Annotated in this window: 7 protein-coding genes; 6 read left to right on the plus strand and 1 reads right to left on the minus strand. The window is 47.6% G+C overall.

Going from position 1 to position 15,866, the window contains the following annotated elements; genetic code table 11:
* Positions 1 to 18 precede the first annotated feature (18 nt).
* The 6 genes from F6J99_RS28300 (at position 19) to F6J99_RS28325 (ending at position 13,610) form a co-directional block, all read left to right on the plus strand.
* A complete protein-coding gene (locus tag F6J99_RS28300; RefSeq protein WP_293117648.1) occupies positions 19 to 3,609 on the plus strand; it encodes a hypothetical protein in 3,591 nt (1,196 codons plus the stop codon).
* Positions 3,606 to 6,038, plus strand: coding sequence for a tetratricopeptide repeat protein (locus tag F6J99_RS28305; protein ID WP_293117651.1), 2,433 nt, complete (start codon positions 3,606 to 3,608; stop codon positions 6,036 to 6,038). The genes F6J99_RS28300 and F6J99_RS28305 overlap by 4 nt, the downstream gene beginning before the upstream one ends.
* 357 nt (positions 6,039 to 6,395) lie before the next feature.
* Positions 6,396 to 7,697 (plus strand): glycosyl hydrolase family 8, encoded by a 1,302-nt coding sequence (locus F6J99_RS28310; protein ID WP_293117653.1) that lies wholly within the window; start codon positions 6,396 to 6,398, stop codon positions 7,695 to 7,697.
* A 215-nt stretch (positions 7,698 to 7,912) separates the two neighbouring features.
* A complete protein-coding gene (locus F6J99_RS28315; protein ID WP_293117655.1) occupies positions 7,913 to 10,516 on the plus strand; it encodes a cellulose biosynthesis cyclic di-GMP-binding regulatory protein BcsB in 2,604 nt (867 codons plus the stop codon).
* A 100-nt stretch (positions 10,517 to 10,616) separates the two neighbouring features.
* Positions 10,617 to 10,739 carry a hypothetical protein gene (locus F6J99_RS28320; RefSeq protein ID WP_293117658.1) on the plus strand — a complete coding sequence of 41 codons (123 nt, stop codon included), beginning with the start codon at positions 10,617 to 10,619 and terminating at the stop codon, positions 10,737 to 10,739.
* A 276-nt stretch (positions 10,740 to 11,015) separates the two neighbouring features.
* The gene (locus tag F6J99_RS28325; protein WP_293117660.1) at positions 11,016 to 13,610 is read left to right on the plus strand and encodes a glycosyltransferase; all 2,595 of its coding nucleotides are present in this window, start codon (positions 11,016 to 11,018) and stop codon (positions 13,608 to 13,610) included.
* Between the two features lie 235 nt (positions 13,611 to 13,845).
* Here the strand turns inward: F6J99_RS28325 and F6J99_RS28330 are convergent.
* Positions 13,846 to 15,866: cellulase family glycosylhydrolase (locus F6J99_RS28330; protein ID WP_293117663.1), on the minus strand; the 2,021-nt coding region annotated here is incomplete at its 5' end.

Raw genomic sequence — 15,866 nt, forward strand, 5'->3', positions numbered from 1 at the left:
TAGAATGTCCTTCTATGGATGCAACTGCTTAGTACTGGGTCATTCGTCGTAGTGTGGATGCTGTCCTTCAGTGCCATTGAACCAGCCCAGGCAACTACCCTATCTAAACATACTAAGTTTTTAGAGCAGCTCCGGACAAATCAGAGCAAGGATTCAGAGCAATCCATTAGTGAAGAAAGTGAACAAGTAACCCAAACCAAAATCTTAGCACTAGGAAAGCTGGAAAGTCAACAGGAGACAATCCCTGAGCCAATTAAGACCCAAAGATCTTCTGCCCTAAGGAGCAACTCCACCAGGAAACTGACTTCAGCTGTGCCGCCCCACGTCTTACCCCAGACTGAACAATCAGCTAAACCAGCAGCTAAGCCTAAGTTAGGCTCACCCCAGTCAAGGGCTACCCCTGAGGCTCTCCCGACCTTGCTGAAAACCAAGGAATCTGCTCAGCCCAGTTCTTCTGTTACCAGGAGGAAGTTACCATTATCTCGGTTGCAGCAGCAGCAAAAATTAGCCAAACGGGAGTCTACAGCTAAAGCTGTTTCTGCACCGCTGAAAACCCAAAACTCAGCTACCTCAAGGACTGCCTCCCAAAAAAACGTCAAAAAAACCGTAGCTGCTCCAATCCAGCCGACGGCTAAGGCCCAGCCAGAGGAGATAGCCAAAGTTATTCCAGCACGGCCCAAAGGCAAAAAGTCTGCTTTACTAAGCAGTAACGGTAGAGAAAACAGAACTACCCTAGCCCAGCCTAGAGGTAACCGCCAGGAAGGACAACGGACTAAAGCCAAGTTCAGGTCACCCTATGCCAGGTCTAGAGCTAGGTCAATCCCACCCTTTGGAAAAGCCCAAACCTTGGCTTCCTCAAATATCAGCACTAGCAAACCTAACATCACCACTAGCAAAAAGGTTGGTTCGAGAATCCCTGAGTTATCTCAACAGCCTCAAAAACCAGGGAAACTGGAGCTAAAACCAGGACACAGGCATGGGTTAGCAAAGTCATCCCTCCCCAATAAAACTAAAGTCTCTCATCGACCTAACCCTGAAGCTACCTCGAAACTAGGCTCACCAGTCCCAGAGTCGTCGGAACTAAACGCCCGCAAAGCAGCTAACTCTAAGCTAGCTACCCAGAAGCAATCTGCTGACACTAAAGCTGACAGGAAAATAGACCAGTTAGCGTTAACGCCATCACCTCAAAAGCCTCTAGTGTCATCATCGACGCTAAACCTAGAGCAAATAGACTTAACGTTCACGGAGTTCAAGCTAAGCCAACTGTTGCCCTATGGCAGCAGTTCGAGTGTAGATTTGGAAGGAGTACTCCCAGCTAACTGGAGCAACTGTCAAACAAACACAGCCTGTAATCAGCTGCTGCCATCCCTCATTCCGAAGTTAGTTCCGAATAGTCCCAACTCTAGCTCCAACCAGCAGACAACCTCCCAAGCAAAAACCCAACCTTTGGCAGTACCAACAGACCCAATTCCGTCCAATGCTGGTAAACTTCCCAAAAAATTCAAGCAACTGCCTCCTTCCCCACCAAGCCTGCCGGAACAGCTAGGGCAAGGAACGGCCACACCCTTATTTCTGAATAACTACCAAAACCAAGCGGTAGGACAACTGCCTGTCTTCCCACAAACCAAAACACCAGCGTCATTGCCAGCACTTCCTAACTCGATGCCGTTGGGAAGCAATACTCCTAACCCAAATTGGGGCTATTTGCCTTACGTGCCACAAACGGTACTATTGATGCCGATGATGCCAGGAGTAAGTGGGACGATGCCCTTGGGTACGAGTATGGGTAGGAATAATGGGTTATCTGGTCAAGTGCCCTACGTACCACAAACTGTACTATTGATGCCAACGGCAGGGTTCGGCATGTCTACCCCCCAGGGGATAAATAGTTATAGCCCTAGCTATAACCCTAGCTATAACCCTGGCTTGGGTCAGCTACCTTATTTGAGAACTACACCCGCTCCCCTGCCAGCTCCAGTCAATCCCATTCCGATGGGGGGTACTACCTATAACCCTGGCTTCGGTCAGTTGCCCTACCCGAGACCCATGCCCGCTCCTCTGCCAGCCCCAGTCAATCCTATGCCCATGAGGGGTAGTCCTTACAATTCGGGTTTAGGTCAGCTGCCCTATCTGAGAACTTCCCCAGTCCCCCAGTCAGTAGTCCCGATCAATCCCATTCCGATAGGGGGCAGTAGTTATGGCTTGGGCTTAGGTCAGCTACAGTATTTGAACAATATTCCAGGTCAGGTACCAGGGCAATTCATGGCGATACCAGTGGTGCCCAATCCCAACATGCCTCGCTTGAGCCAGTCTCCTTTCCCGGCCACCCCCCCAGGGCAGATGCCAGGCCAATTCATGCCCATCCCAGTGGTGCCAAATCCCAACATGCCTGGCTTCGGCCAGTCTCCTTTCCCAGCCACCCCCCAACCACCGCTACCAGGGCAAGTCACTCCCATCCCAGTGGTGCCAAATCCCAATACCCCTGGCTTTGGTCAAGTACCCTTCTTCCAACCAGCACTACAACCCTGGCCACCGGCTCCTAACTCAAACCTGAATCGACCAACCTCTCCCCCAACAGCCCAATCCCCCGGTCGCCCGTTGCTACCTAGCACCGCTCTCACCCCAGGATCCTTGCGTTTCCAAGGCAGCTTCGTGAATCAAGGGGAAAATTCAGTAGCCAGAGCTCGCTTGGACGGAAGCTATGTGCTAACGCCCCAATTCCTGTTTGGAGCTACCCTAGATCTGACTAGCGAAAATGACCAATTGGTAGACTCACCTAACGAAGGGGCAACTATCAATCAGTTGTTCTTTACGGCTGCTCCTGCTAGCACCTTACCCACTCTGCGCTTTTCTGTCGGTCAGTTGGATTTAACCTCCTACTTTGATCGGAATAGTTTTGCCAAGGATGGGGTAAGCCATTTCTTTAATCCAGTTTTTCAAACTAATCCAGCCTTGAGTGCTACTGCGATCGCATCTCGTCCAGGTTTATTGGTTAACTGGGCAGTGACAGACAATATAGAAGGCAAAGTTGCTCTGTTTTCATCAGCTGAAAGTCTGGAGCGATTTGACCTCAATGGCTTGGCTGGAGAAATTGGTCTGCGCTACGATAATGTGATCGTGCGAGGAACCTATGCCTCAGGCAGGGATGGTGGTGCCAATAGTGGCTTCCGGGAAATTTTCTCCATCGAACGGGGAAGGGATGACTTTGGCATCAACAAGAATGATGATGAAGAAGCATTTGGTGTCAATGGCGAAGTGTTTATTCCTGAACTGAATATGGGCATATTTGGTCGCTATGGGGTTTACCGCAACCGGGATTTGGATGAAGAGGGAAACACCTTCAGTTTCGGAATCACCTTCTTGGATTTGTTTTCTAAGAATGACCGGGTAGGATTAGCCTATGGTCGGGACCTCTCCAATGAGGAATTGCGCCAGGAAAATGGGGATGATGTACCAGATGTGTTAGAGCTATACTACGATTTCCAATTTTTACCTAATGTGCGGCTTGGTTTTAGCCTTCAGCAACGCAATAGTTTAAAAGAAACCTTTGCCGGATTTCGATTGAAAACTGATTTTGATGTAACTCCTAGAGGTAGGTTGAGTCAATGATTCTAGAGGAAGGCAAAAGGAACAAGGGAACAGGCTTACCCCCCATTACCAGGGGAGAATCCTCGGGTCAGAGGCAAAAGGCAAAGGGACTGGATTCACCTTGCCATCCGTGCCGCCGTGTGGTAAATTCTTTACCCATTTACCTCTTACCCTTGACCGTTTACCTCTTACCCTTGACTGTTTCCCTTTTGCCTCTTGCCTTTTGCCTTGAGGCAGCTCAAGCTCAAACTATTCCGGTGCCGATTATCAGAGCCTTTAATCTGCTTAGGGAAGGACGAGTGGAGGAGGCAATTAAAGGGTTTGAGGAAGCTGTCCAGGGTTATCCCCAATCCATTGATGCCAAGATTGGCCTAGCCATCGCCTACCGCCGACAGGGATTGATTGACCAAGCCTGGGATGCCTATCAACAGGTGCTGGCTCAAGACCCTACCAATGAGTTAGCCCTAAGTGCAGTAGGTCTGTTGGGGACATATAAACAAGAATGGCAGGCTCAGGGAATTGAAGCCCTTACGGTCTTGCTCGATATTAATCCCAATGATACAGAAGCTCGTGGTAGGCGAGCTCTGCTGTTAGGTTATCAGCAGCGATTTGGTGAGGCGATCGCAGACTATGAAATTGTGCTGCAAACGGATCCTAGTCCAGATGTGCTAGTAGGGGCAGCAGAAGTTTACACCTACAACGGTAACCCTCAAAGGGGTCTGGAACTCTTTAACCAATACCTCGCCACCGGGAATGTGATTAGTGGCTATGCTGTCCTGGCTTATGCCCAATCCTTAAGGCAAACTGGCAATGCGGCTCAGGCGGTGCAGGTTCTGGAAAACGAGTTAGTCGGGTTCGCTATCATCGATCAGCTGGATGACCTAGGCATCCAAACCCGAGCCGCCCTCGCCCAAGCCTATGCCGAAAATGGACAACTCTCTGAAGCATTGGCAGTATTAGAGCCTTTACAAGGTCTCCCCCAAGCCACATTGCCCTTAGCGCGATCGCTAAATGAAATTCGCAATAAAAATCAAGATCCAGCCCTCGAAGCCCAAGTCTCGATGCTCTACCGTCAAGCATTGGCAGAGAATCCTAATGACCCTAACTTAATTCGGGAAATAGCTGATGTGTTCACAGGCATACCCAGCGAACGGGCAACCGCATTGCAGCTTTACCAACAACAGCTTGCGTTCGAGCCTGATAACCGTAGTCTCATGATTAAGATCGTGGGTCTAGAACGTCAGACCGGATTAATTTCTCAAGCGGAATTGAGCAACCGTCTAGCGACCATACTGATTCCCCTACCTACTGAACCCAGCGAATTGCAAGCGGTGGCAGACGCCTTGATCCCGATCGAGCCGCCGGGGCCACAATTTCTATCTATATACCAAAATATCCTGGCATCTGGGGTTAACGCCCCGTTTTTGTACTTTCGGATGGCTCAACTATATATTGAAGCCAATGACTTGATCTCAGCTAGAAATGCTTTGGCTACTTATACCGCGACACCCCAGGGAGCTAACGATCTGGCAGTACAGTTGCTAGCGGCAGATATTGAACGTCGTGAAGGTAATTGGATTGCTAGCCGTCAGCGTTACCAAGCCTTGATTGCCAGCAACCCACAACGAGATATTCTCAATGGTGCATTGCAAGGATTGTCATCTATACTTCTGCTACAAGATAGACCAGGGGAAGCTGTGGCACTTTATGACCAACTAGTAGCCCTCAATCCTAGTGATGTTAACCTACAGTTAGCACGAGCTACAATTGCCTACCAAGCGAATCTGATTCCAGAATCCCAAGCTGAGGCATTTGTATACTATTGGTTGCAGACACAACCAAATGTGCTTCCGCCCCCAGAACTCTTTGCTCTAGTTGGTGCTCTACCTGCCAATCCCACACGGGAACCCCTATACATTTCGCTGCTGCAATCTGAACCAGACAACATACCAGTAAACCGTCGTTTAATTCAGGTTATTGCTCAGCGTAGTCCAGAATTAGCTAGAGCTCAGGTGATTGAATTAGTCAATCGGGCTCCCTACTCCGTTCAGACATACTTGTTGCAGGGGCGATTGGCAGAAGCGATCGATCAGTTAGACATAGCAGAACGCGCCTATCAGGTGATTTTGACGGCAGAACCCAGTAACACTGAGATTATTGCGGCTTTAGGTGGTGTTCGGTTCCAACAACGACGCTTTGACTCGGCCAAGCAACTCTATTATCGAGGTCTTGCGATCCAACCCCTGGATTTTGGGGTACGTCGTGCCTTAGTTGGACTAAATCAGACTGAAGACTTCAAAGTCAAAGCCCTAGAACAGTTGGAACAGCTAAGACTGGAGGAATTCAGTCGAGGATCTAGTACTGCTACCCTGTCCCGTCAGAGACAGCAAATCCAAGAAGGATTTCTGTTCCGCAGGGGTTTCCAACCGCCTTGGGAACGTTTTGATTAAGGATAAAAAATTAAGTCTAGATGAAGTGTGAAGTCTAAAGGATGAAGTATAGATTAAGTATAAAGGGTGAAGTGTCAAGGATGAAGAATGAAGTGTCAAGGATGAAGTATAAAGGATTAAGGTATCGCAAGGGAAAATCCCAAATGGCAATTAACACTTAAAAATTGGCAGTTTTATATTCACAAATGAATAATCCAGACATTTAAACCAAATATCAGAATTCAACAATTCTGAACTCTGAGGTTTTTAGGCTAGGCTTAGGTTCAGACTTCTTCCCTTAAAAGACTACGTTGGATAAATCTAGAGGCTTGTATCCAACTATGTTTGAGGAGTAAATGTAAGAGCCGCAAATTCACGATGTCATACAACAGCCGTCAACATTTATTTATGGGTCGCACCAAGAGCGTTTCTATCGTTACTGTCACCATTATGTTGAGCCTATTGGGTTGTGCTCCCCATCAATTGTCAAGACGATCTCCAACCCCTTCACCACCCAAGTCATCACCAAGCAAAACCTCTTCAGTCTACCGTGAGTATCCTGAACCAGAGGCTCCCCAAACTCCTTTACTAATAGACCAAAGTACTATTATAGCAGAAAGTTGGAGTGTATACAAAGAGAAATTTATTCAAAAAGATGGGCGAGTCATCGACTACGAAGCTAGCGATCGCTCAACCTCTGAAGGGCAAGCCTATGGTATGCTGCGAGCAGTCATTGCCGATGACCCGACTACCTTTGCCCTGACCTTACAATGGTCTCAAAACAATCTCAAGCGCTCAGGAACCAATGGTACTCTCGAAGATCAACTCTGGGTGTGGAAGTGGGGTCGTGATCAGAGCGGTAACTGGGGTGCGATTGACAGAAATTTTGCCAGCGATGCCGATATTGATGCAGCAACAGCATTAATCCTAGCTTCCCGTCGCTGGAATCGACCGGAATACCTGGATTTAGCGTTGACTAAGCTGGAAGATTTGTGGAACTTTTCCACCAAAGAGGTAAGGGGAAAGCGCTATCTTTTGCCAGGACCTGTAGCAGCCTTTGTCCCTTCTCCATCAACTCTATATCTCAACCCCTCATATCTTGCTCCTTTCTCCTTTCGTCTCTTTGCCCAAGTTGACCCCAACCATGACTGGTTAAGTTTGGTGGATAGTAGTTACCAGGTGTTAAAAGAGTCTTCCCAGGTTTCTGCTGTAGGCTTACCCAGCGATTGGATAGCCCTTGACACCCAAACTGGTCAATTCCAGCCATTGCCACCAGACAGTCCACTCAAAAGTTCTTATAGCTTTGATGCCTACCGAGTCTGGTGGAGGGTTGCTTGGGATGCAGCTTGGTTCAATACCCCAGAAGCATTTGCCTATCTCGGTACTGCCACCCAGCATTTGCAATCCCTGTGGCGTTCTTCCTCAAAGCTGCCCGCCAGGATTGACATCCAAGGCAAACCAACGGTGAGTTACGAAGCCACTTCTCAATATGCCATGCTTTATTCTGCCCTACGTTTAATTGAGCCAGCCATGGCTAGAGAATTGATAGAGCAGAAACTAATACCACAATATCAGGAAGGGATTTGGGATGATCAATCGGCCTATTATACCCAAAACTTAGCTTGGTTAGGGTTATTACCTACCACAGCCATCGACGGCAACCTGTTAAATCCCAGTTAGGGACGGGAATAGTTGAAACATACCAGTAACTATACCGATAACTATACCGATCAATCTATACCGATAACTATACCGATCAATCTATAGCCATCAATCAGGTGATACAGGTGACAAAAATGGTCTCAATGGTTAAAGTTAAGCCTAAACAATACAACTTAACTTTATAAATACATGGTTCTCTTAGTATTCTCCTAGTATTCTTTATTATTACAATTATGAAATTCTTGTTTCGCCGCTCCCAAGCCCAAGATCCTAGGAATAATCATCAACGACGTGCTCTCTATGCTCCTAGATTATCCTTGTTGCTGCTATGTGCAAGCATGGTGTTAACCCTGGGCATCGGTACTACCCTGACCAGAGCTCAAGGGGAGGGTAACCTCAGAAGACAGGAAGACCAGTTCATCCAGAAATACACCTTACCCAAAACCCCCACTAAGGCTCCAGTCTACAAACCTAAACCTCGTCCTCGGCCAGCTGCCCGACCTAGACCAAAAGCTGCTCCGGCAGCGCCACGACAAAGACGCTCTAATCCAGCCCCAGCCAGGGTTGCTCCCGCCCGACCTCGGCCAGCTGCCCGAACTCAGCCACGGACCCAACCCCGCTCCCAGGCCCGACCTCGTTCACAGCCCCAATCTACTCCAAATCCAATTGCTTCTACGCCGAATATCCCATTAAGTGAGTACATCTTGCAATTTAACCGCTCTCCGATTGTAGGCAATCGCCTCCGGATGCGGGGGGTTTATTCCGAAGCAAGACTGGGCTTTACTCGTCCTCGGGGTTGGAATGTAAAAACCGCCAAAGCCTTAATCCGTTTCCAGCATTCACCAGCCCTGATGGCAAATCGCTCTAACCTGACCTTGCGGATTAATGGCACCAGTGTGGCCAGTGTCCCTCTCAACCGCAAGCAGTCTCAGGTGGCTAACGTCATGTTTGCTATCCCAACGACCCTGATCCAGGACTACAATGAACTTTCCCTAGTAGCCCAGCAACACAACACCACTGGCTGTACGGATGGAGGGGATGCCACGTTGTGGACTGAGGTTTTGCCGGATTCAAAATTAATCTTCCAATACCAAGTTGAACCTATTCCCCTAAACTTCAGTCGCTATCCTTATCCTTTCTTTGATCAACTCAGCTTAGATGCCAATCGCATTGCTTATATGCTGCCGCAGGGGAATGTCCAGACCCGATCCGTGGAGTCCTTAGAATCTTGGTTGACTGCTGCGCCTCGCTTACAGGCTTCCTTAGGCAGGTTGGCTGACTTCCGTCCCATTACCACCCGTTTGGTAGAGACTATCGACGAATTAGAGTGGGGCGATAGTTTAGTTGTGATGGGGACTCCTGGGGATCAACCAGTTTTGAAGTCTTTAGCACTGCCCTTTACCTTCTCCGGGAATCAGATTTTAGATGGGAATCAGATTCCCTTACCCGATGATGTCGGTGTGCTAGCACTTACCACAGTCAATGATGGCAGTAACCCGGTCTTGGTGGTGACTGGCAATGGCCCAGATGGCGTGAAAAAGGCTGCCCAGTTTTTAGTACAGCCAGACACCAGTAAACTTGGCACAGGTCAATTAATTTTCGTAGATCAGGTTCGGGATGTACCAATACCATCCTCCCGCAATTGGCCTGGTTATTTGCCAGAAGAAAATTCCTTTACTCTAGAAGACATTGCTACTCAGCCCAATGGTAAACCCTTTAAGGACGTCACAGTGCGAGGCACTGCAGCACCACCGGTAGAGTTTGATTTTCGTGCCTTACCGGATGATCGGTTTAAACGGGGCAGTTCCATGAATTTAGTATACAGCTATGGTCCCCAGGTCAATCCTCGCACCTCTGCTGTAGAAGTCTTACTAGATGATGTACTAATTGGTGGTAAACGCTTGACTAAGAGGGATGGCTCACAGCGAGAAACTCTCAAAGTTGATCTTCCTGCCAATCTGATTAAACCCACCTCTAAAATCAAAGTCGCTTTCCGGCTGAACCCCAGGGAACCAGAGGAGTGTGGTAAAATTACCGATCAACAACTAACCGGTACGGTTCATGGTGAGACCAACTTCAAAGTTAATCGGGAGCCGTCAGTTCAACTACCTAATCTAGAACTGTTGCAAGTAGGTTACCCATTTGCAGCTCCTCAAGATTTGTCCAATACAGCGATCGTGTTGTCAGAGACACCATCTGATACCGATCTGCTCACCCTCCTAGCTGTCAGTGAACGTTTAGGACGTCTAAGTAAGGCAGATTCAGTACAGCTGGATGTTTACACCATTGAACAATTGCCTGATCAGATCAGGAGGAAGCGCAATCTGGTCGGAATTGGCACCAGAGAGGAATTTCCCTTTCCAGAGGTATTTGAGTCAAGTGGTTTGCGTTTGAGTAATGCTCTAGGACGTCAGTGGGGTGAAGCTAGTGTCCAGACTCTACCGGATAGTGAAGGGGTAATTAAAGAAATCATGTCTCCCTATAACAATCAGCGGGTACTTTTGGCTTTGAGTGGTCAAACGGAAAATGGCTTAGACCGGGTGCGGCAGATTCTCACTAAAGATTCTTGGTTCTACCAGTTGCAGAAGGATACGGTTTTAGTTAGTAGTTATCAACAAGACCCTGCTGGTTATGACCCCGATGCCTATAAGCTAGAGTTTTTTGAACTAGCCCGTTCTAAAAAACGCATTGAAAAAACCTCTGCCCTCAGTAAAGCATCCTTCTTCCTCCAACAAAACTGGTGGTTCCTAGCTTTAGGTATTCTGGGCGTAACCTTCCTGCTTTATGGCATTAGCCAGTTGTACCTCAAGCGTGTGACAGATCAAAAAAGTCATTAGTAATTAGTGATTAGTAATTAGTGATTAGTCTTTAGTCTTGATTAGTCTTTACTATTTTTTGTCTATTAGATGCTATGACTAAGCATATGCGCTACTTGAGGTGCGTGCGCGTTCAGCCGTCAGCCGTCAGTGGTCAGTAGTCAGTGGTCAGTGGTCAGTGGTCAGTGGTCAGCCGTTGGCCGTTGGCCTTTGGCTGTTCGCTGAGCGTGGACGTAGCCCATAAGTTGATAGCTGATAGCTGATAGCTGAATGCTATTAGATTAAAATTTCACTGACTTAAAAATGACTAATGAGTAATGACTAATCACTAATTATTACATAACCTATATAGCATTTAAAAATAGATCATAAAACCAAATTATGATTTATAAATAACACAAAAAAATACGGCGATATCTTTAGTAATGTTCCCTGTTCCCTGTTCCCTGTTCCCTGTTCCCTGTTCCCTTTGTTAATCAATATTAGTTTCACATCTCAAATCAAAATGCTATAAATTGCTATGTCTTTTTCCTTATTCAAACAATCGAGAAATAGGCAAAATCGCCCTCGTCGATCCCCTTTAATTACATTACTCGTTGATCGCCTACCTCGGTTTTTTGACCGAGTCCTAGCACGGCTAGGGTCGAATCACTTGTGGTGGCTGATTTTGCTGCTGGTGTTGCTATCCATACCCCTGATTACTACACCCCTAACAGTCAGGCAGCAGGGGATTGTAGCGATCGCACTAATATTGGTTGGTCAAGTGGTAGTGCGCACTGAAGCCAAACAATCTGATAAAACAGTCAGTGAGTATTTTCATCTGTTTTTAGTATGGCTGAGCCTGGTGACCACCATGCGCTACCTATACTATCGCTTTGCCTATACCCTAAATTTTGATACTTGGATCAACGGGTTTTTCTGTGTGCTGTTGTTGGGGGCGGAATTGTATGCAATTCTAACCCTAGTGCTAGCTTATTTTCAAACTCTCAAAATCAAAGACCGAGAAACCGTTGATCTGGCTAACTATCCTCAAGACCAATGGTTCAAGGTTGATATCTACATTCCAACCTACAACGAGCCTGTGGAAATTGTCCGCAATACAGCAGTAGCCGCTCTGGCTATGGACTATCCGGAGGATAAAAAACAAGTCTATGTCTTAGATGATGGCAGAAAGTATCCAGAGCGTCGCAAAAAGTTGAAGCAGATGTGCGAAGAAATCGGCTGTAAATTGTTGACTAGACCTAACAATGATCATGCCAAGGCAGGTAATATCAACACAGCGTTTAAGACTACCAAGGGCGATCTGGTATTGATTCTGGACTGCGATCACATTCCAGTGCGAAAATTGCTGATGCGCACAGTCGGGTTTTTCTACAACCCAAACGTATCCTTTGTGCAAACGCCCCACTGGTTCTTTAACCCCGACCCCTTTGAGCGAAATCTGCAGACTAAGGGTGAGATTCCAGTGATGAATGAACTCTTTTATAAAGTACTACAAAAGGGCAATGACTTCTGGAATGCTTCCTTTTTCTGTGGCTCAGCAGCGGTAATTCGCAAAACCCATGCGCTGGAGATTGGGGGAATTGCCGTTGAAACCGTTACAGAAGATTGTCACACGGCCTTCCGACTCCATTCCTTAGGTTATGAGTCAGTGTACTATGACCAGATTATGGTTGCTGGCTTAGCCCCTGAAACCTTTGCGTCTTATGTGGGTCAGCAAGTGCGTTGGGCAAGGGGAATGGCTCAGATTCTACGGCTAGAATTCCCCTTGTTGAACTGGAAGGCAAAACATCTGACCTTAGGCCAGCGGATTTGCTATTTTTCAGCCACCTCCCACTTCTTCTATGGCTTTCCCAGGCTGATTTACGCTGTCACTCCCACTCTATTCCTATTGTTTGGCATCAATCCCATTCAGGGTTTGGGGCTAGAAACCTTATTTTATGCCCTGCCCCATCTACTGATTAGCCTCAATGCTAACTATATCACCTACAAAGAAGTTCGCTTTTCCTTCTGGAACGAGGTGTTTGAATTTGTGATGTCATTCCAGACGGGGTATGTCACTCTGATGGCGGTGATTAACCCCAAGCTCGGTTCATTTAATGTAACTGACAAGGGGGTATCGGTTAGTCAGCGGAGTTTTGATTGGCAGTCAGTACAGGGTATTTTGGTAGTAACAGCTATAGTGATTGCTGCCTTACTAGCTGTTCCCTTTTGGCTGCTGCTGCGTCCAGAAGATGCAGAAGCGGTCTTGGTTAACGCCATGTGGTGCGTCTTTAACTCGGTTCTGCTGATAGCAGGTTTGCTGGTTGCCTTTGAACAACCCCAACAACGCCCCAAACACCGCCTGCTACGACGCCTTCCGGTGACAATTCACACCCCTGACCAGAGTTGGCCAGGGGAAACGGTTAATATCTCAGAAAGCGGAGTTTTAATTGCCTTAGATAGCTGGCCCAACCTACCTGATCAAGTAGACCTTGAAATTTTGGGAGATTACGGCAGACGAGCCTTTGTTGCTGGACAAATTATCCGCAAGACACCCATTAGTGACCATCAAGTTCACCTTGCGATTAATTTTATCAACCTCACTCAAGCTCAGCTAGATGATTTAGTCTTAGTAATTTATTCCGATGTCAGGGAGTGGTATTCCCAGAAGCGTGGGATCACAGACCGACCCATGGGCTCCTTAGGTTTCTTAGCCACTGGTGTGTTCCGTTCCTTCCGAGAGTTGAATACCCAAACCAGTACTAAGGTGCGGAAACAGATTAGGGCTACTGCTCAGCTTTATTGGGAAGGTAAGTTTTACAGTGGCAGGGCAACTGAAATGGGAGTGATGAGTTTACGGGTGGAATTAGACCGCAGCACTGAATTTTCTGACACCACCGAGCAAACTAGTCCATTGCTCACACCAGAAGATTTGCGGAGAATGGAGCAAGACCAACCTTTCGTTGGCTTGCTATTGAGTCAGGAATCCACTAACCAGTTACCACAGCGATTGTTAGCTCAAATTGTAGATGTCGAAGATTTATCCGATCAAGTTGCCATTGAGTTGAAGTTCCCAGACCAATTAAAGCAGAAACAGGAGACCAAAATTAAACAGCTTTTGAAGGTACTCTAGTTTAAGGTTTAATCGGGTTGAAGGTTTAAGGTTTAATCGGGTTGAAGGTTTAAGGTTTAAGGTTTAAGGAGGTTGGAGGTTGAAGGTTTAAGGTTTAAGGAGGTTGGAGGTTGAACGCGCACGCGTGGCCTATTGGCCAAGGCTTAAGGTTGAAAGCTCACCGGGTGATTGAGCAAGTAGTGCCAGCGCTTCGGCGTTCCCGTAGCGTGGCCGTAGGCCAATCGCATATCAACCTTCACTGGCCTGATGCATTCATTTGCTGGGGTTTGTAGTCAGACCCTAGCTTGTTGGCACAGAATCCTAAATGACGGCTTTGACCAGGTTCGATCAATCCTCCCCAATCCAGGGGGGTGACCACATAGTCTTTAGAGGATTGAGAGTTTTCCCTGTTAGGGGGTTGGAAATTACCATTCCAACTATTGTTAATCGCAGCTTGATTCATTTGGAATGTTAATTCCCAGTCTTCAACCTTAGTACTGCCCTCATTGATAACCTGTATACCGATGCAAAATCCTTCTTGCCAATCTGAATGCAGGTTAGGTACCACTTTTAAAGGGACACGGTTTCTAGTCTGTGACCTTGTAGAGAGATTAGGGTTAGAGAGATTAGGGCTAGGTTCGGGTGTTGGTCTTCGCTCCCTTACACCTTGGTTGGTATCGGGTGGCGGTGAAGGTAAGGGTGCCATAGTGTTGGGTGTGGCACTGGGGGATCGTAAAGGTAGTGGCTCCTTGAAACCTGGATTGGCAAGGGGTGACGGTAGGGGTAGGGGTGTAACTTGCCTTGGTGTGACAGTTGGTGATGGTGCAGGTAACGGTGCAGGTAACGGTGCGATTACACCTGGGTTGCTACTCGGTAAAGGTGCAGGTAATGGTGGAATTACACCTGGGTTGGTACGCAGGTTAGGTGGGGGTAGTGGTGCAACCCTCCTGGGTGTGGGATTGGAGAGGGGTGGAGGTAGTGGTGCAACGCTTCTGGATGGCTGCCTACTTGTTGGTGTTGGTGTAGGCATTTGCCCGATTGACCTGGGTTGGGAATTCGGTAATGGCGTGGGCATTGGTTTGGTTCTGCCTGGTGGGAAACTTGGTCGCGGTATGGAAATTGAGGGGATAATCGGAGCAACTCCCACATTCGGGGCGAAATTGTTGGCAATTAGCAATCCCTGAAGCAGTTGTTGCTTAGGACCCTCCACACTCTGCCAATCATTTTGCAGGATCCCGCCAGTATCCCCACTATTGGGATTCCAACTCCAGTAGGCAAAACTTAGGTTGTTTCGATTAATGTAATCTACCAGCCGCCGCTTCCACACTCCCTCTGTTGAGTTAGGGTCTACCTCCTTTCCACCGAATTCTCCGATCAAAATCGGCGCAATGCCTTGTCTAGCGATATAGTTCCAAGCAATTTCCCAGCGGTATTCCAAATTGTTAGGGAAACTCGGTTCTGAAAACCAAGAGTGATTGAAAACTCCAGGGCCATATTCATGGGGGGAATAGACCAGCTTATTCGGATTAGACAAACGTACTGGATATTCCCTAACTCCTTCCAGATTACCCCCATGCCAATGGGTCGCTAGTCGTTGACCTGGAACATTCTTTTCCACACCTTCAACAACTATCAGCCATTTGGGGTTGACCGCAAGAATGGCATTACCAGCCCTCTGTGCTGCCAGTCGCCAGTCAGTAGCCAGATCGTTTGTCCCCCAGCTGGCTGAGCCATGGGGTTCATTTTTCAGGTCTGCGCCAATCACATTAGGTTGATTACGGTAACGATTTGCCAGCATTTTCCAGGTTTCTATCCAATCAGTTTCCGTAAACCCATCCCCGTACCATAATGGAGGAATACGTTGGTCATTGAGTCGGTGACAGTCCAACAAAATTAATATGCCTTGCTGCTGGGCTTCCTTGATAATGGCATCCATGACCTCCAAGGGCGATTTACCGTCAAGCTCCCGATTGTTACCGATGTTGAAATCAATCCCACTGACCTCTGAGGCTCTTAGAGATTGGATAGAAAACGGCAGGCGAATCATGTTGTAGCCCAAGCTTTTGATCTGGGCCAACATATCCTTGTAGTCTCGTTTCCACAATCCATGAGGAGCATGCAAGTCTGTCTCAATCCCAAACCAGTTCACCCCTCTGAGTAATATCGGGCGACCTAAGGAATCAAGTAGTTGTGATCCTTGGGTAGAAAGAGGTAGCTGCATGGTTCTGGCGGTATTGGCTGCATCAACAGGATGGTGAGAAGGCAAGGTTAATTCCA

It is taken from the genome of Moorena sp. SIO4G3, from assembly GCF_010692305.1.
Classification (GTDB): Bacteria; Cyanobacteriota; Cyanobacteriia; order Cyanobacteriales; family Coleofasciculaceae; genus Moorena; species Moorena producens_A.